The sequence below is a fragment of the Glycomyces harbinensis genome, from assembly GCF_900101745.1.
Classification (GTDB): domain Bacteria; phylum Actinomycetota; class Actinomycetes; order Mycobacteriales; family Micromonosporaceae; genus Glycomyces; species Glycomyces harbinensis.
Window position 1 is genome coordinate 1 of the sequence record NZ_FNAD01000030.1, and the last position, 17,309, is coordinate 17,309.

At 69.7% G+C, this 17,309-nt stretch carries 17 protein-coding genes; 6 read left to right on the top strand and 11 right to left on the bottom strand.

Going from position 1 to position 17,309, the window contains the following annotated elements:
- The 3 genes from BLQ63_RS27355 to BLQ63_RS27365 all read right to left on the bottom strand — a co-directional run.
- Positions 1-675, bottom strand: a 675-nt coding sequence (locus BLQ63_RS27355; RefSeq protein ID WP_091040731.1) for a carbohydrate ABC transporter permease, incomplete at its 3' end; no start/stop codon positions are given.
- 54 nt (positions 676-729) lie between these two features.
- Positions 730-1,677, bottom strand: coding sequence for a carbohydrate ABC transporter permease (locus tag BLQ63_RS27360; protein ID WP_091040732.1), 948 nt, complete (start codon positions 1,675-1,677; stop codon positions 730-732).
- Between the two features lie 26 nt (positions 1,678-1,703).
- The gene (locus BLQ63_RS27365) at positions 1,704-3,044 is read right to left on the bottom strand and encodes an ABC transporter substrate-binding protein (protein ID WP_091040716.1); all 1,341 of its coding nucleotides are present in this window, start codon (positions 3,042-3,044) and stop codon (positions 1,704-1,706) included.
- A gap of 217 nt (positions 3,045-3,261) precedes the next feature.
- Between BLQ63_RS27365 and BLQ63_RS27370 the strand changes: the two genes are divergently transcribed.
- On the top strand, positions 3,262-4,296 hold the full coding sequence (locus BLQ63_RS27370; protein ID WP_091040717.1) for a pectate lyase family protein: 1,035 nt from the start codon (positions 3,262-3,264) through the stop codon (positions 4,294-4,296).
- Positions 4,297-4,383: 87 nt separating this feature from the next.
- Here BLQ63_RS27370 and BLQ63_RS27375 read toward each other — a convergent pair whose 3' ends face one another.
- The gene (locus BLQ63_RS27375; RefSeq protein ID WP_091040718.1) at positions 4,384-7,269 is read right to left on the bottom strand and encodes a GNAT family N-acetyltransferase; all 2,886 of its coding nucleotides are present in this window, start codon (positions 7,267-7,269) and stop codon (positions 4,384-4,386) included.
- Between the two features lie 75 nt (positions 7,270-7,344).
- Between BLQ63_RS27375 and BLQ63_RS27380 the strand changes: the two genes are divergently transcribed.
- On the top strand, positions 7,345-8,061 hold the full coding sequence (locus BLQ63_RS27380) for a siderophore-interacting protein (RefSeq protein ID WP_091040719.1): 717 nt from the start codon (positions 7,345-7,347) through the stop codon (positions 8,059-8,061).
- A gap of 44 nt (positions 8,062-8,105) precedes the next feature.
- Here the strand turns inward: BLQ63_RS27380 and BLQ63_RS27385 are convergent, their stop codons facing one another.
- Positions 8,106-8,822: a hypothetical protein gene (locus BLQ63_RS27385; protein ID WP_218125548.1), complete on the bottom strand. Its 717-nt coding sequence runs from the start codon at positions 8,820-8,822 to the stop codon at positions 8,106-8,108.
- 276 nt (positions 8,823-9,098) lie between these two features.
- Between BLQ63_RS27385 and BLQ63_RS27390 the strand changes: the two genes are divergently transcribed.
- Both BLQ63_RS27390 and BLQ63_RS27395 read left to right on the top strand, forming a co-directional pair.
- Positions 9,099-9,494, top strand: a complete 396-nt coding sequence (locus BLQ63_RS27390; RefSeq protein WP_177155133.1) for a nuclear transport factor 2 family protein — start codon at positions 9,099-9,101, stop codon at positions 9,492-9,494.
- A gap of 326 nt (positions 9,495-9,820) precedes the next feature.
- Complete coding sequence (locus BLQ63_RS27395) at positions 9,821-10,699, top strand: hypothetical protein (protein WP_091040722.1); 879 nt, start codon at positions 9,821-9,823, stop codon at positions 10,697-10,699.
- A 45-nt stretch (positions 10,700-10,744) separates the two neighbouring features.
- Here BLQ63_RS27395 and BLQ63_RS27400 read toward each other — a convergent pair whose 3' ends face one another.
- The 6 genes from BLQ63_RS27400 to BLQ63_RS27425 all read right to left on the bottom strand — a co-directional run bounded on the left by BLQ63_RS27400 (position 10,745) and on the right by BLQ63_RS27425 (position 15,105).
- Positions 10,745-11,305, bottom strand: coding sequence for an Imm21 family immunity protein (locus BLQ63_RS27400; RefSeq protein WP_091040723.1), 561 nt, complete (start codon positions 11,303-11,305; stop codon positions 10,745-10,747).
- Between the two features lie 40 nt (positions 11,306-11,345).
- On the bottom strand, positions 11,346-12,242 hold the full coding sequence (locus BLQ63_RS27405; RefSeq protein ID WP_091040724.1) for a transglutaminase-like domain-containing protein: 897 nt from the start codon (positions 12,240-12,242) through the stop codon (positions 11,346-11,348).
- Positions 12,243-12,346: 104 nt separating this feature from the next.
- Entirely contained in the window at positions 12,347-12,991 is a 645-nt protein-coding gene (locus tag BLQ63_RS27410) for a TetR/AcrR family transcriptional regulator (RefSeq protein ID WP_091040725.1), read from the bottom strand.
- A 114-nt stretch (positions 12,992-13,105) separates the two neighbouring features.
- Positions 13,106-13,570, bottom strand: a complete 465-nt coding sequence (locus BLQ63_RS27415) for a hypothetical protein (protein ID WP_091040726.1) — start codon at positions 13,568-13,570, stop codon at positions 13,106-13,108.
- Between the two features lie 18 nt (positions 13,571-13,588).
- Positions 13,589-14,113: an EndoU domain-containing protein gene (locus BLQ63_RS27420; RefSeq protein ID WP_091040727.1), complete on the bottom strand. Its 525-nt coding sequence runs from the start codon at positions 14,111-14,113 to the stop codon at positions 13,589-13,591.
- 290 nt (positions 14,114-14,403) lie between these two features.
- Positions 14,404-15,105: a DUF998 domain-containing protein gene (locus BLQ63_RS27425; protein WP_091040728.1), complete on the bottom strand. Its 702-nt coding sequence runs from the start codon at positions 15,103-15,105 to the stop codon at positions 14,404-14,406.
- 143 nt (positions 15,106-15,248) lie between these two features.
- Here BLQ63_RS27425 and BLQ63_RS27430 point away from each other — a divergent pair, with 143 nt between their 5' ends.
- Complete coding sequence (locus tag BLQ63_RS27430; protein WP_091040729.1) at positions 15,249-16,565, top strand: sensor histidine kinase; 1,317 nt, start codon at positions 15,249-15,251, stop codon at positions 16,563-16,565.
- Positions 16,562-17,236: a response regulator gene (locus BLQ63_RS27435; protein WP_091040730.1), complete on the top strand. Its 675-nt coding sequence runs from the start codon at positions 16,562-16,564 to the stop codon at positions 17,234-17,236. Before BLQ63_RS27430 ends, BLQ63_RS27435 begins: the two co-directional genes overlap by 4 nt.
- Positions 17,237-17,309 lie beyond the last annotated feature (73 nt).

The window sequence follows — 17,309 nt, forward strand, 5'->3', positions numbered from 1 at the left end:
GAAGATCGCGGTGGTCGCGAAGGCCGGGCGGCACAGCGGCAGGATGATGCTCCAGAAGGTGCGGAACGGGCCGCAGCCGTCGATGCGGGCCGCGTCGTCGAGCTCCTGCGGCAGCGAGCGCATGAACTGCACCATCAGGAAGATGTAGAACGCGTTGGTGGCCAGGAAGTTCGGGACCAGCAGCGGGTAGTAGGTGTTGAGCCAGCCGAGCTTGGCGAACAGGATGTACTGCGGGATGAGCAGCACGTGGCCCGGCAGCATCATCGTGCCGAGCATGAGCGCGAAGAAGAGCTTGCGGCCGGTGAAGTTGAGCCGCGCGAATCCGTACGCCGCCAGCGAGCACGAGAACAGGTTCCCGATGATGCTCAGCACCACGATGACCAGCGAGTTCGAGAAGTACACGCCGAAGTCGTATTCGAGGGCCGTCCAGCCCTCGGCGTAGTTGGAGGGGCTCCATTCGGCGGGCCACAGCGACAGGTCGGAGAAGATCAGGCCGTTGGGCTTGACCGAGCTGGAGAGGAGCCACAGCAGCGGGTACATCATGAACAGCCCGATGAGGCACAGGATCACGTGCCGGGTGAATCGGCTGCGCTTGGAGGAGCCGAACCGCTCGATCAGGGCGTCGTCGTCGTCCCGCGCCGCCTTCGGCCGCGGCGATTGCATGGTCGTTGACATGGGTGGGACCTCAGTTGTCGTAGTTGACCCGGTACTCGGCGGTTGGAAAGGACCTCAGTTGTCGTAGTTCACCCAGTACTTGGCGGAGATGAAGGTGAGGGCGGTGAACGCGGCGATGATCACGAGCAGGGTCCAGGCCATCGCGGAGGCGTAGCCCATGTTGAACTGGTTGAAGCCCTGCTGGTAGAGGTACAGGTTGTAGAACAATGTGGAGTTCGCCGGTCCGCCGCCGCCGTTGTTCATGACGAACCCCTGCGTGAACGTCTGGAACGACGCGATGAGCGACTGGATCAGGTTGAAGAAGATGATGGGGCTGAGCAGCGGCAGGGTGATCGAGCGGAAGCGCCGCCATTTCGAGGCGCCGTCCACGGCCGCGGCCTCGTAATACATGACCGGGATCTGCCGCAGTCCGGCCAGGAAGATCACCATCGGCGAGCCGAACGTCCACACGTGCAGGATGATCAGCGTCGTCAGCGCGTAGTCGGGGTCGGAGGTCCACGCGATCCGCTCGACGCCGAACCGGCCGAGGAACGCGTTCACGACGCCGTTCAGGCCGAAGATGTAGCGCCACAACAGGACTACGGCGACGCTCGCGCCCAGGAGCGAGGGGAGGTAGAAGACCGCGCGGTACCACGGCAGGCCCCTGATGCCCCGGTTGAGGATCATCGCGACGCCCAGTGCCGCCGCGAGTGAGAGCGGCACGGACACGAACGTGTAGACGAACGTGACCTTGAGCGACTGCAGCAGAGCGGGGTCGGAGAACATCGCGGTGAAGTTCTCAAGGCCGATCCACTCAGGAGTGTTCAGCAGGTTGTAGTCCGTGAACGCCAGGTACAGCGAGGCGAAGAACGGGACGACCGTGAAGAGCATCCCGACGAACCACGGCAGCAGGAACAGGTAGCCGGCGCGGTCCCTTCGACCCCGCCGGACTCGCCGAAGCCTGCGAGACGTAGATGTGCGCAGCTTCTTGCGAGGACCCGGCGGGGAGACCGCCTCCGGCATGACGGCGGCTTGTGCGGCGTCGGCGGTCACGCGGCGAGCGCCCCTTCGGCCTCCTCGATGAACTGCGCCGCACCGTCGGCGGGCGAGGTGCGGCCGAACTCGACCTCCACCGCGATGACGTCGAGGATGTCCGCGATGGCGCTCCCGCCGGGCGGGTACGTGTAGGAGCGCGGCAGGTCCTCGCCCTGGAGGCCCATGAGGTACTCGGTGGCGAGCTGGTCGTCGGGCTCCAGGGAGTCCTTGATCTCCTCGGCCACCGACGAGTTCGCGGGGACGCCGCGCGTGGTGCCCGTCGCGAGCGAGGCCTCGGGGTCGTTGGTGAGGAAGTCGAGCAGCTTGACGGCCTCCTCGGGGTGTTCGGAGGCCGAGGCGACCGACCACAGGTGCGGGCAGTCGACCGACTGGCCGCGCCGCGCGCCCTGGGTCTCGCCGGGGATGCGCAGGAGCACGAGGTTGCCGCCGCAGGCCGCGTTGTAGCCCAGGAAGTTGTTGGTCGGGATGATCTGCGAGGCGAGCTTGCCCTGGGCGATGTAGGACTGGTCGGGCGAGCCGCCGATCTCCTCGAAGAACCCGGCGGGCGGGTAGGCGCCCGACTGGCGCATCCCGCCGATCAGTTCGAACCAGGACTGGACGGTGGCCGCGGAGATGCCGAGTTCGCCTGCCTCCGTGAAGAAGTCCTCGCCCTGCTGGCGGCAGTAGACGACGATGTTGGCGAGGGTCTGGGCGTCGAAGCCGGTGCCGAAGACCTCGCCGCCGCTGGCGTCGGAGACCGTCTGCGCGAACGCGGCCAGGTCCTCCCAGCTCCAGGTGTCGCCGTCGGGGATCGCGGCGCCGTACTGCTCGGCGAGGTCCTTGCGGATGACGAAGCCGATGGCGTTGAGTCCGGCCGGGACGCCGTAGACGCTCTCGCCGACCTCGGCCAGCGTCGCGGCGCTGTCGGAGAGGCCGCTCAGGTCCAGGTCGCCCTCGTACTCGTTGAGGTCGAGCAGGGCGTCGCGGTCGGCGTACTCGCGCAGGGAGTCCATGCGCATCGCCATGAGGTCGGGGGCGTCGCCCGCGGCGAAGCGGGTGGCGAGCTTGTCCTGGTAGGGACCTGAGTCCTGGTACTCGACCTCGATCGTGATGCCCTCGTTCTTCTCCATGAAGATGTCGAGCGCGGCCTGGGTGAGCTCGGCGCGGGTGGCGTCGCCCCACCAGACCATGTTGAGGGTGACGCCGTCGCCGGAGTCGTCGTCATCGCCGCCGCCGAAGCCGCGGCCGCACGCGGCGAGTGCGGGCGTCGCGGCGAGGCCGAGACCGGTGGCCTTCATGAGGTCGCGGCGTCCGAGCGCCGTGCGGGAGAGGGGCGGGGGCTGGTCGTTCTGCACGCTTGCGGTCCCTTCGAAGGGTGATAGGGGTATCGATCAGACTCGATGGCTGGGGGACAGGTTACGACCGCGGACCCTATTATGTCAAGCCATGAAATAAATTAATGGAGATTACGGCAACCCATTGACCATAATCGATCGACCTGCTTAGACTGTGCCGTGACGCCGCCCACCCGACCCGAAGGAGCGTCGCGTGAACCCTTGGAAGACAAAGAGAATGGTCAGATCGGCCGTGGCCGCGACGGCCACCGCGGGCCTGCTGCTGTCGGCGTTGGCGGTCGCCGCCGCCCCGGCGAGCGCCGAGGCGACCGATGCCCAGCCGCAGGGCTGGCCGCACCGGCACTGGTCGAGCACCGCGGACGGCTTCGCGTCGCTCTCCGGCCTGGGGAACGGCCCGACGACCGGCGGGGCCGCGGGCGAGACCGTCACGGTGACGACCCAGGCCGAGCTGAACGCGTACGCCACCGCCGCCGAGCCTTACGTCATCCGCGTCGCCGACGCGATCGAGATCAGCCCCAAGGGAACCGAGCTGAAAGTGGCCTCGGACAAGACGATCATCGGGGTCGGCACCTCGGGAGAGATCGTCGGCGGCGGCTTCTTCCTCGGCGCCGGCGTCCACAATGTCATCATCAGGAACCTGACGATCCGCGACACCCTCATGCCCGAGGACGACCCGGACGACAAGGACTTCGACTACGACGCGATCCAGATGGACACCGCCGACCACATCTGGATCGACCACAACCGCCTGACCCGCATGAACGACGGGCTCGTCGACAGCCGCAAGGACACCACGTTCCTCACCGTCTCGTGGAACCAGTTCTTCGACAACAACAAGACGTTCGGGATCGGCTGGACCGAGAACGTGACCTCGCAGATCACGATCCACCACAACTGGTTCAAGAACACGGTGCAGCGCAACCCGAGCGCGGACAACATCGCGAACCTCCACATGTACAACAACTACATGGAGGACGCGACGGCCTACGGGAACTACGTGCGGGGCCTGTCGCAGGGCGTCATCGAGAACAGCTTCTACGAGCGGGTGCACAACCCGTACTACACGGTCGAGGGCGAACTGGTCCAGCGCGGCAACGTGACCAGGGACTGCACCTGGGACGAGGGGGTCATCCGCGAGCAGGGGGACGCGTTCGACCCGCGCGACTTCTACCGCTACCGGCTCGACCCGGCCCGGGCCGTCCCGGCCCTCTTGGGCGAATTCAGCGGCCCGCAGCCGAGTATTGGGACCTGAGCTGCGGTGCCGCTGGATTCGGGAGCGGCCCTTGGATGCCAGGGGCCGCTCCCATTCCGTCTGCCTCAGCCCTCGATGCGCGGGTCCTCATAGGAGGTTGCAGGTGGCGTCCTCGCGTCGCAGGAAGGACAGCTGCGCGGTCTTGTCGGGGAGCTGGATCTCGGGACCGAGCGTGAAACCGGTGCGGCGCAGGCGGGCCCGGGCCTGGTCGTTGCGGGCGTCGGGTTCGGCGACGATCCGCTGGTGCTCGGGGTCGGAGAAGAGGTAGGCGGCCAGGACCCCCATAAGGGCGGCGGTGAATCCGACCTGCGCGCGGCCTTCGGCGGCGGCGACGAGCAGGTGGGCGCCGATGTCGCCGGGTTCGACCTCGTAGCACTCCCCCACGGGGTCGGCGTCGGGCTCGTAGGTCTGGAAGAGGGCGATCGGCTCGCCGTTGCGCAGCAGCAGGTAGGCGTGGTGGGTGGTCAGGGCGTCGAGGTATTCGTAGATCTCCAGCACGTGGTCGCGCGAGTGCCCGGTCATGCCCCAGAACCGGGCCCGCTCCTGGGTGACCCAGCCGTAGATGAGGTCGAGGTCCTCGGCCGGGCGCACGGGGACGACGGCGACGGTGCCGAAGCCCTCCACGTCCGTCTCGAAGACGGCGGGGCGGTCGATCATGCGGTACTCCTGTTGCAGTAGATGCCAATCGGTGACGACGGGGGCGAGTTCGCCGCGGCGCCAGAGCGGGAACTGGTCGCGGTGGTGGGGCCCGGGGAGGCCCGAGGCTCCGAAGGGGACGATCCAGCGGCTCTGCGCGCGGTCGGCGAGGTCCCAGACCCAGCGGGCGGCGGGCCCGCGGGTGAAGTCCTCGGTGACGCCGGGAATGCCGGAGGTGGAAAGGACGCAGTCGGCGTCGCCGGACATGCCCGTAAGGAGCCCCGGCTCCTCTGGAGTGCCCGGTTCCGTCTCCGGTCCGCGGTCCTCACCGGCGGCCGACGCGCCTTCCGGGGGTTCGGCGCCGGGGGTGTCCGCCGCCCGGTCCGGCCTTTCGTCATCCCGCATCTCCGCCGGCGTCCCGCCGTCGAAGGGCAGGTCCTGCCAGGGCGCGAGGCGGTGGACCTCGCCCCAGGCGACCGGCTGCTCGGCGGCGCACTCCTCGACGGCGCGCCGCAGTGCGTTGTCGCGGTCGGCCGGGTCGATCCAGGCGAGCACGTGCTCGAGGGCGAACCCGATCCGGGGCCGCACGGCGAGCCAGGGCGCGAAGACCGGGGACAGGTCTGCGGGTTCGGCCAGCGCGCGGAACTGCGGCAGCGCTTCGAGGTTGCGCACGAGTTCGGCCCGGACGGCGGCGAAGAGGGCGGCCTCGGCGCTGCCGGAGTCCATGCGGCGGTCCCAGGCGAGCAGGGCTTTGCGCACCGAGGCGGCGTCGTTGCCGAGGTTGAGGGCGGGGAGCAGGTCGAGCAGGACGCCGGCGGTGGTCAGCAGGGTGTCGGTGTGAATGGCGGCCATGTCGGCGGCGGTCCAGCCCGGTCGGGTTTCGGTTTCCGAAATCGAGGGGATCGTGGAGGATGCATGAATTGCGGCGCCCGAGGGCGCCTCGTCGTTCCTAGCCGGTTGTACCTCGGTGTTCCCGCTCGGCAGGGATTCCAGCAGCGAGCGGATGCGGTCGGCGCGGTGCGGCGGGCAGAATTCGACGCCCAGGGGTGCGGCGAGGTCGGCGTCGTTGGCCATGACGGCGAGGCGGTCGATCCGCTTGCGGGGCATCCGCTTCCAGCCGCGCCAGGCGTATCGCGGGTCCCAGGCGGGCACGGGGTGTCGCACGTTCGCGGCGTCCCGTTCAGGCACGCGCCCGGCGGTGCGGTGGAGGAGTCCGCCTCGGGTGTCGGCGGCCATGACCACGTTGACCGGAAGGACCCAATCGTGCAGGGCCGCATCGACGTCGGCGACGGTGTTCGCCCGCAGCAGCCGCGGAAGCGCGGCGAATCCGAGGTCCGGAAGGACTTGAACGGGCCCGCGCAGGCTCAGGGCCTCCGCGGCTCCCGATCCATTCTCAACGCGCTCAGCACTTCCCGGTCCGCCGGGCGATCCGGCGACGATCGGGCCGCGGGCGGTCTCGATGACCTCGACGGTCTGATCCGGGCCGCCTGCGACGGTGAAGGCCTCGGTCCGCGTGAAGGTCGGCTCCCAGCCGTCGGGTCCGAACGCCTGGACCGAGCCGTCCGAGTTGCGGCGCAGGCGTTCCCGGTAGAGGTCCTGGGTGTCGGCCATGGCGTTGGTGATGCCCCAGGCGACGGTGCCGGTGTGCCCGAAGTGAGCGATGCCGGGGACGCCGGGGATGGCGAGGCCGATGACGTCGAACTCGTCGCAGGCGAGCCGGATCTGCTGGTAGGAGCCGGGGAGCTGGATGAATCGGTGGGGGTCCCCGGCGAGGATCGGCGAGCCTGAGGCGGTCATGGTCCCGTCGACGAGCCACCCGTTGGAACCGACGGGTTCGGGCCCGTCCATGGCGAACCGGTCGACGGCCTCCTCCCCCAGCGCGTCCCGGACCCGCTCGCGCCAGAGCTTCGCCGGGAATCCGGCGCCGAAGAGCAGATGCTCGGCGTGCCAGATCGCGAGCGGCGTCCAAGGCTCCCAAGGCAGCGGGACGGCTTCGCTCCCGCTCCCGAATTCTGGAGCGATTGCGGCGCCCTTCGCGAGGCCCGCGTTGACTCCCGCGACATAGGCGGTGAGCCAACCGGCCGTGTCGGCGTCGAGCGCGTCGAAGGCGGCGATCGCGGTGTCGGCGACCCGGACCTGCCGGACCAGTCGGTCGTAGTCGATCCATCGCTCGCCCAGCAGCGCCGAGGCGGTGCCGGACGCGCGGCGGCGCGCGGTCTCTATCTGCCAGGCGCGGTCGACGGCGGCGTTCCAGCCCTGCGCGAACGCCAGCGCGTTCAGATCGGGTGCCCGCAGGTGGGGTATCCCCCAGGCGTCCCTGTAGCATACGAAGCTCATAGTTAGGTTAGTCTAACCTAATAACCCTCGAACTGACTCAACGTCTCCACAGGGGACGGTAAGGAGAACCCCGGGATGGGACACGGCTGGGAAGGCGCGGTACTGAAGCTGTTCCGCGCCAAGGACTTCAAGTTCACCGTGACCGGTGCCGAGCAGGTGACCGAGCACTACCGCCGGCTCACGTTCACCGATGGCGGCCTGCTCGCGGCACTCGGCGTGCACCCCACGATGTGGGTGCGCCTGTGGTTCGACAACGACGGCAAACCGCACCAGCGCGGCTACACCCTCGTCGACCCGGACGTCGAGAGCGGCACCTTCGCCATCGAGTTCGCCCTGCACCAGGGCGTGGCGAGCGACTGGTCCCGGACGGCGCAGCCCGGCGACGTGATCGAGGCGTCGGTGCAGGGCACCGGCTTCACCGAGCCCGACCCGCTCCCCGAACGGCTCCTGGTCGTGGGCGACGCCGCCTCGCTCCCGGCGATCAACTCCCTGCTCGACGCCTTCCCGGAGACGCCCGCGACGATCTGGTTCGAGACCACCGACGAGGACGAGCTCCCCTTCCGCACCGACCCGGAACGCCACGACCTGCGCAAGATCGAGCGGGGCGCCGACGGCTCAGCGCTGCTGGAGCAGGTGCGCAGGGAACTTCCGGCCCTGGCCGCGAACCCCGAGCAGATCTACTTCTGGATCGCCACCGAGGCAAAATCGACCCGAGCCCTGACCGCGCTGGCCCGCAAGGAGATCGGCATCCCCAAGCACCGCTCGCACTCCCTCGCCTACTGGCGGGCATAGGAGAGACGCAGCGGCCTGCCCGGATGGCCCCGCCGCAGCGGGCGTCACCGAGGTTCGCCCCCGGCACCGCGCCGGACGGACCACTCGCGTTCGGCGAGGGCGAGGCCCTGCTCCAGCGTCTCGACCAGCGAGGCCCGGCTCAACGACGCCACGGCCGGCTCGTGCCGGCCTTCGGGGTCCGGGTCGGCACCGGGTTCATCGTGCAGCCGACAGGCGAGGTGGATCCGATCCCCGTCAGGGAAGGCGAACGCCATCACCTGGTTGGTGCACTCGCCCCACTCCAGGAACCCGCATCGGTCGAGTGCCGCCCCGACCTCGGGTCCGGTCGCGGCATCGCCGTGCGCCCACCAGCGCTCTGCGATGCGAAAGTACTCGGACGGCGAGGTGAACCCCGGCGGCGGCGCGGCCGGCGTGCGGAAGCGATCGAGCTCGTCCTTGAGCTTGAACACCAGCAGCGGCGGATAGAACGCGTTGTCCCACGAGTTCACATGAAGCCCGCCGACGAAGACGTCGACGCACAGCAGGGAGTCGTCCCGTTCAGGATGAAACTCCAACCCGAACCCGTCCCGCGACCCGAACAACAAGCCGGCCCCTCCCTCCCCGCAACGCACCGCGCCGGTGCTAACGACCTCGCCGAAGGGTAAGCGACGAAGTCGAACTCTCGCCGAGCCGGCCCCGCCCTGGCGCGCCATCGCGGGCGACGGCGACGTCCTCTTCCAGGGCGAAGCAGGCGAGCGCATCGCCACCACGGTCGAATTCATCGAGACGGGCCTGTCTCGCTGCGAACGACATCCGGAGGGCTCGGAGTGAGACCTGCCACCGAACAGGCTCGGCCGCGAAGAGCAGCGCAGCTCATCCCAAAACACATCCTAAGTGGATGGCCGCGATGTGCTTGGCTCACTTCAATGTCGACCGTTTCCGCGTGCCCGCGCGGATAGTATCGGTGATCCCACCGCATCGAATGACGCAGACCAGGAAGAGGTAAGACCGTGCACACAACCGCATCCACGGAGACACGTACTGTGATCGAGGAACTGATGCGCAGAATCGGCGAGGGCGACCCCGAGCGGATCGCCGAACTGTATGCGGAACCGTGCGACTGGAAGCTCGACTGGCCCGAGGCCGAGCACGGCCGCACCGCCACGCCGTGGATCCGCCACCGGTCCACCCGGCCCGACGCGGCCGCACACTATCGCGAGATCGCCGACCACCACGTGCCCGAGGAGGTGGCGACCGAGGTTGAGCGCATCCTGATCGACGGCAGCGACGCCGTCGTACTCGGCGAGATTCGCCAGACGGCCCGGCCCACCGGGCGTGCGTACCGCGCGAGGTTCGCGCTGCACCTCACCGTCGAAGGCGGCCTCGTCACGCGCCACCATGTCTACGAGGACAGCCTGGCCGTCGCCCGGGCGTTCGAGCCGGAAGACCGTTAAAGGGCCGGCCGCGTGAGCAGGTGACGAGCCCCGGTTCCGGACAGCGTCGCTCCACTGCGTCGCCGCTCGATCGCCCCATCGCCCGGAGTGCTCGCGTCACCTCGCGGTTCCCCAGGGCCGCAACCAGGGCCGGCCGATCACAGCGGGCCGGCCGGCCCGCTCGGTCCCGGTCCGTGAAAGCTGTGACCGGTAGGGCCTCGCGGCAGGCGATGATTGACGTCATCACCCGCTCGCCGCAGAAGGAGGCCCCTCATGAACCGCACCCCCGGCTGTTCACCGCGCCGTCGCCGGTCCGCTCCCGGGGCCGGCCCACGAGGAGGCCGACCATGAGCACGACCGATCCGGCCGCCTCACGGCGGGAGAAGCGGCGCCGGCTCGCAGGAGACCCGGGAGTCCTCGCCGCCGCGATCGCGTGCGCGGCGCTCATGGCCGCGAGCGCGTTCGTGGTCGGCCTGGCCATCGGGGAGACCGCTGACATGCTGCGGGACACCGTCATCAACAGCTCCTTCGACGATCGAGAGCCGTATCCCATGTTCTGGGGCCTCGGTACGTTCGGGTACCTCTGGGTCGGCGGCCTCGGCGGATTGATCGGAGGATCCGCCGCGGCGACCCATCTGCTCGACACGTATCGCGGCGGCGAGAGGCAGCCGCGGATACTGGCGTCGCTCGCCTTCTGCGCGATCGCCGCCGGCGTCGCCGTGAACGCGCAGACCTGGCTCGAACCATTGGAAGTCGGGACCAAACTGGATCCGGTCTTCCACGAGGACGCTCCGTGGAGCGTGTTCGGATGGATCGCCTACTACGCCGACATCTGGCTCCCGGCCCTGGCCGTGACCATCGCCGCGACCGTCGTCGTGTCCTCGGTCCGTCTCCAAGGCCGGCTGCGGCGGCAGATCGCCGAACGCGACCGGCTGCTCGCCGAAGGCCGTCGCGTCAAGGGCGCGATCACCGAAGTGTCGATCCGCACCAGCGTGAACGACCAAGGGCAGCGGTCGATCGTCGGCGCCGAGGTCACGGTGCGGTTCACCGACGGCCAAGGGGTCCAGCGGTGGGTGACCCGGTTCAGCCGCGATCGGGCCGCGATGCCCGGCACGGGCTTCGTCGAAGTGCTGTTCGATCCGCAGCGACCTGGCGTCGAGGACCTGATCTTCGTCTCGTTCCAACGCGATCCGGCTCCGGCCGAGTGGATCGGTACCGTCCGGTGAAGCCCTGCGATGCCGTCGGCGCCAGGGTTCCGGTGGGGGACCCTGTCAGATCGGGGCGGGCATGAAACGGTGGATGACGGCGGTGGCCTCGGGGTCCCGATGCTCCACTCCGGCGGTCTCGATGCGGTAGCGGCCGGCGGGCAGGTCGATCGGGAGCGGGGCGATGTGAGTGAGCGCGTCCGGGCCGAAATGGTCGCTCCATGAGAATCCGGCGTCGATCATCACGAGCCCGCCGGGCGGAATCTGCCAGGTGACGCCGGGTTCCCAGCGGACATGCGGAAGCCGCGTCTCGACCGCGGCGAGCAGGTCTGCCTCTGACCTGGCGTACCACCAGCGGAGCACGATCGCGAGCTCGGGCACGTAGGTGGAGGGCAGCGGTTCGCCGCCGAGCACCAGCGCCTCATGGACGCCCTCGGCGCCGAACGCCACCAACCCCAACGGGTCATCCACATTGGAAGCGCGATCGTGGTCGTCCCAGGTCCCGCCGTCGTCGCGGTACTCGGTGCCGGTCGGGCCCCGCCAGGCGCTCGCGGACGCCGCGTGAAGCAGGACCGCCGGGGCGTCACCGCCACTGGGCCAGGCGAGTCGCCCCCGCATCGATGTCATGTCCTGGAACCCTATGCGAGGCCACCGACAGCGCACGGCCTCAGGATTCGGGGAACACCGCCTCCTTCACGCCTCGGTTCGCGTTGAAGACCGTCTCGGCGACTTGCAGGCGTTCGTGCTCGGCGTAGACCGCCCGGACGTCGGCGGCGGTGTCCGGGTCGAACGTCAGGTCCGCGAGGTGGTCGAACAGCGCCAGGAGTTCGGGCCCGATCGTCTCCTCGGGCTCGGGGATCGGGCCCCACACGTCCCACGGCAGCATCTCGACGCCGGCCAGCGAGGCGGCGTCGCGGACCAGGTTGCCCGCGATCCACCAGTCGCCGAACTCGTCCAGGGAATGGAGCCCGTAGCGGTTCGGGTCGTCCTCGCCCGAGCGGCACCGCCGCCAGGCCTCCCCGGCGACGAGGAACTGGTCGCGCGGCACGTCGGTGCAGTCGAAGGCGGGGTCGATCTTGAAGAGCTCGCGCTGTCTCGCGTCGATCTGGGCGTCGGCGAGGGCCCAGCGCTGCTCGTCGGCGTTCCAGTACTCGGCGACCCAGTGGTCTTCCATGGTGGGGACCGGGAAGTACGCGCCGAACCCGCACCGGGCGCGGGCCGGGACGCCGTGGGCGCGCAGGACGGCGACGGTTATGAGCGTGAAGTCGCGGCAGGTGCCGGCGATCCGCTCGTGCGGTTCGCGGGCCTCGGCGAGAGGCCTGCCGTCGGCGGTGAGCCGGTCCAGGATGTCCTGGGCCGCACGGAGATTCGCGGTCTCGTCGTGCTCGGTCCGGTGCTCGACCTCGTACGCCCAGGTGAGGTGCACGTGGATGAGCAGGCCGTGGAGGGCGTCGAGGAGGGGGCCGACGTCGCGCGGCAGCGTCAGCAGGGCGTCCCGATGGGCGCCGGGGTCGGTGAACGGTCCGGGCTCGGTGTAGTGGGTGAGGGTGTCCGCGGCGGTCAAGGTTCGCTCCGTTCCTTGGATCGGACGACCGTACCGGCGAGGTACGACAGTCCGGTCCGTCGTGGACCGGACACTAGAGCGATTCGGCGGCGGATTTCAACATTTCAAGCCGGGGTGGCCTCGGCGAGGAGGAGGCCGACGATGGCGTCCACCAGACCGATTCCCGCGTCGTGCCAGGTGTCGCGGTGGGTCTGGCGGCCCGAGGCGTGGGCGGCCTCGCGGACGGCCGGGACGACGATCATGAGCTGGCGCACCATGTCGTCGCGCTCCTCGCGCACGGTCGGGGGCAGGTCGGCGAGGCACCGGTCGACGCCCTCCCGGACCCGCCGGAGGGGCGCCGATTCGAAGGCCTCGTCCTCCAGGACGGCGCGCAGGGCCGGGTCGGTGAGGATCTGCGCGGTGAAGCGCGCGAACCAGGTCGGGTCGCCGAGCGACCCGAGGTGGTCCATGGTCGGGAACACGATGCACTCGACCCAGTCGCGCAGCCGCGGCGAATCGCCGATCGCGTCGAGCCGTTCGGCGCGGAGGCGCTCGATCGGCTCCATGTGGCGGCGGACGATCGCCCGCACGAGGTCGGTCTTGGTGCCGAAGTGGTAGCCGACGGCCGTGTTGTTCCCCTGCCCGGCCGCCTCCGAGATCTGCCGGTTGGAGACCGCCGCGAGCCCGTGCTCGGCGAAGAGCCGCTCGGCCGCGGACAGGATCGCCTCGCGTGTCGCCGCGACCTGCGAGGCGCGCGTGCCACTGCTCACCGACCCACCACTCCCTCCACCGTTCAGGCAACTGACTTAATTGTGGCAGACGGGGTCGCGGCGCCGCCGCGTGACCCGCCGGGCCGGTAGCCGTCGGCCCGAATCGAAGAAGGCCTACGCGGGCCCGGTGGCCGGAAGACCCAGGCGCCCGCGGTACGGGTGGGGCCGTTCCCAACCCTGCTCCCACAGCAGCAGACTGGCGACCGGGGCGCCCAGGTCGGGACGGAACGCGCGGACCGCGCCCGGCGTCTCCCCAAGGCCCTGAATGAAAGTCCAGTGATCCTCGATCGCCTTCCTGGCGACCGCGATCGGATAGGAGGCCTCGCCGAGGTTGCCGTAGACGGCACTGAGATGAAGACCCGACTCGTCGAACTCGACGTCGTATCCCTCGCTGTCCCATTCCTCGAACGGCGGCCGGCCGGCGGACACGTCGTCGATCATCGCCAGCGCGTCGAGACACACCTGGTACTGAGCACCGATGTCAGTGGCAAGCCATGCGACGAGCAGTTCCTTTCCAGGCTCCACGTTCTCCGCGATGACGCCGAATTGCTCGCTCAACGAAAACTTTGCGATTCCCATTGCAGTTTCCTTCATCGTCTATTGCGGATAGCTGGGCCAGCCGTGAGTGTACCCATGCGGTTTGCTCGGGTCCACGAACCCTTCGATCTTGACGCCGTTGTGGGTACCGGACCATTTGCCGGGATCGGCGGGGTTGATACTGCCGTTCTTGTACGCCTGGGCGACCGCGTCGTCGACCTGCTGGGGCGACCAGCTGTCGGGGAAGTACGTCGAGACGCCGCCGTTGCCGCCCTTCTTCTTCCACTTGGGCGGGGTCGACTGGTGGTCGAAGTACTCGGGCTTCCCGGTGTAGACGCCGTTCGGGTACTGGGTCGACCCGGTGAGGTCGGTGCGCCGCCCCGGCATGTCCGAGCCGCCGGGCCGGTAGTGGTAGCCCGTGCCCTTTCTTCTCCGCTGGCCGAGCTTGGAGTCGCCGGTGATGATGTGCTCCAAGCCCCAGTCGTCCATCTTCCCGGTGCGGTCGCCGGAGGTGCGGGGATTCTTGGCCTTCTTCATGTAGTCCAGGGCCTCGCGAATGAACTTCTTCTCTACACTGCCCGCCATGAGATCTGCCCGCCTCGGCTCCAAAGACTTGAAGGCAGTCGCGATCGACTGCCTTGCATCACCAAAATCGTAACAAGCCTTCACAAACACCTTGCACGGCATGAAATACACCAAGAGTATCGAGCCGGGCACACTGGGCTGCCATCACAGCCAGCTCCCGAAACCCGGGCCCTCCGGCGCCCCGCCCTCACGGCGGAACACCGTCAACTCGGCGCAGGCCCGGCGCCACTCGCGACACCCGAACGACATCCGCACGCGATCGAACGCGGTCCGCAACCGCTTGAGGCCCTTCACGACCGCGACCCCGCCAACACGGGAGCCTTCGCGGCCGCCGCGGGAACCCCGGCGGTCGCCGCCGGCGCCGCACCCAACGACCGGACCGAGTTCGCGACGAGCATCCACAGCAGCGCGGACAAGACCACCAGCAGCACCCGCTGCGGCACACCCCGCCAGTCCCCGCCGTCCGCGAGCCCGGGCAGGAACGTGTTGACCGCCGTCGTCAGGAACGTCAACGCCGCCACCGCCGTCACCCACCAGGTCCCCCGCCGCACCCAGCCGGGCACGCCGGCACCGCGCATCCGCGCCGCGCACAACGCCGCCACCACCGTCAGCAGCACGAACGCCGCCCCCGCGCTGTAGCGGTGGATCTGCGCCCACCACGTCAGACCCGACTCGGGCGTACCGGTCCGGAACACCGCCGCGCAGACCAGCATCACCGCCGTCGCACCGAGCAGGAACCGGATCAGGCCCTCACGGGCCAGCCCGACCCCGCGACCGGCCAAGATCGCGCAGGCCGAGGCCATGCTCAGCACCGACAGCGGGAACAGCAGAACCCCCGGCCAGGTCAGGGCGTAAGCGGAGACCGGCGTCGCGACCGGATCGACCGCACCCGCCTGCGTCAAGTGCATCACCGCGAAGCCCGCCTGAGAGGCGGCGACCCCCGACATGGCGGTCACTTCGGCTGCGCGCGTACGAAACAGGGTTCGAATCATGCGGCGAACGGTAAGTTCCGGGAAGCACACTTCCCTCAAGCCGAGGCGTGGAATCCGACCTCATACCCAGGGGTGAGACACCCGGCCGGGGCCCGTACCGCAGAGTGAGGCCGCCCGGCGTCCGGGCCGCATAGGTTAGGGCGGTGACGTCCGAGACCGCCGCCCGATCGCATCCCGTCCGCGCGCTGATCAGCTACGTGATCGCCGCGGCGCCGCCCGGGCGCGGCGACTGGCGCTGGCGCCTCTCGACCACCTTCGCGATCATCGGCCCCGGCTCGGTGCCGCTCGGCCTGACGCTGTTCGCGATCCAGTACCACATGATGCGCGTGGACTACCTGGTCGAATGGGGCGTCGTGCCCGCGGCGGCCACCGGCGCGGCGGTGGTCCTGTCCCGGTTCCGGCCGGTCGAGGCGTGGCTGCTGGTCATGTTCTCGCTGGTGTTCACCGTGATCGGCGCGCAGGTCATCTCGACGATCCCGTGGCCGCTGACGGTCGCGAACATGCTGACGCTGCTCTTGGCGCTCTTCGCGCTCGGCCGCGACCGACGCGTCTGGGTCGGCGTGCTCGCCTGGCTGTCGTACCTCGCGGTCGGCTCCTGGGCGTCATGGCTGGTCACCGCCCAGTTCGTGATCATCCGAACCGACCCGGTGAACGATCCCTACGGGAACCCCGCCCCCGACAACCTGATTCTCGGCTCGCTGCTGGGCGCGCTGGCGTTCCTGACGGGCATGACCGTGAGGATCTGGCGGCAGGGCCGGGCCCGCGTCGCCGAGGAGGAGCGGGTCGCCGAGTCGGAGCGGCACCGGCGCCGGCTCCTGGAGGAGCGCACGCGGATCGCGCGGGAGCTGCACGACATCGTGGCCCACCACATGTCGGTGATCACGGTGCAGGCGTCGACGGCCGAGTACCGGCTGACGGGCTTGGGAGAGGAGGCGAAGGCGGAGTTCCGGTCGATCAGCGACCAGGCCCGCGAGTCGCTGGCGGAGATGCGGCGGCTGCTGGGGGTGCTGCGGCGCGAGGACGAGTCGGTCGCTCGCGAGCCGCTGCCGGGCCCGGAGGGCCTGCGCGGCCTGGCGGAGGCAGTCGACCGGTCCGGGACGCCGGTGGCGCTGCGGGTCGGCGAGATGCCGGAGGATCTTCCGGAGACGTTGGCGCTCACGGTGTTCCGCGTGGCGCAGGAGGGATTGAGCAATGTCGTGCGCCATGCACCGGGGGCGCCGACCACGGTCGAGGTGACGGCCGGGCCGAGGGAGGTCACGGTGACGGTCGAGAACGGCCGGCCGCCGGAGGGCGAGGTCGCGCCCGAGGCGCACGGGTCCGGGCTGGGCCTGGTGGGGATGCGCGAGCGGGTGACGCTGGACGGCGGGACACTGGAGACCGGCCCGACCGCCGAGGGCGGCTTCCGCGTGCACGCGGTGCTGCCGATCGAGGACCGCCAGAACGCAGAGGAGAGTCCGTGACGATCAAGGTGCTCATCGCCGACGACCAGGCGATGGTGAGGGCCGGTTTCGCCGCGCTGCTCAACGCGCAGGAGGACATCGAGGTCGTGGGCGACGCCGACGACGGCGTGGGCGCGGTGACCGAGACGTCCCGGCTGCGGCCGGACGTGGTGCTCATGGACGTGCGCATGCCGGTGATGGACGGGCTGGAGGCGGCCAAGCGGGTGCTGTCGGCGCCCGAGGAGCGGCGCCCGCGCGTGCTGATGCTGACGACCTTCGACATCGACGACTACGTGTACGAGGCGTTGCGCATGGGCGCCAGCGGATTCCTGCTGAAGGACGCGCCGCCGGGAGACCTCATCGCGGCCGTGCGGGTGGTCGCGGCGGGGGATGCGCTGCTGGCGCCGTCGGTGACCAGGCGGCTGATCGAGGAGTGCTTCAAGGCGAAGCCGGCGCTCAAGCGCTCGGCGAGGCTGGACTCGCTGACGCCGCGCGAAGAGGAGGTCCTGCGACTCATCGCGAGGGGCCTGTCGAACCCGGAGATCGCCGGGGCGCTGTTCGTGTCGGAGCAGACGGTGAAGACCCACGTGGGCAAGGTCTTCGCGAAGCTCGGCCTCAGAGACCGGGCGCAGGCGGTCGTCTGCGCCTACGAGACGGGCCTGGTGACGGCGGGAGACCCGAGAGAGCGATAACGCTCCGGCCCTCGCCCCCGCCCTCGCCCCCGCCCCCGCCCTCGCCCCCGCCCCCGCCCCCGCCCCCGCCCCC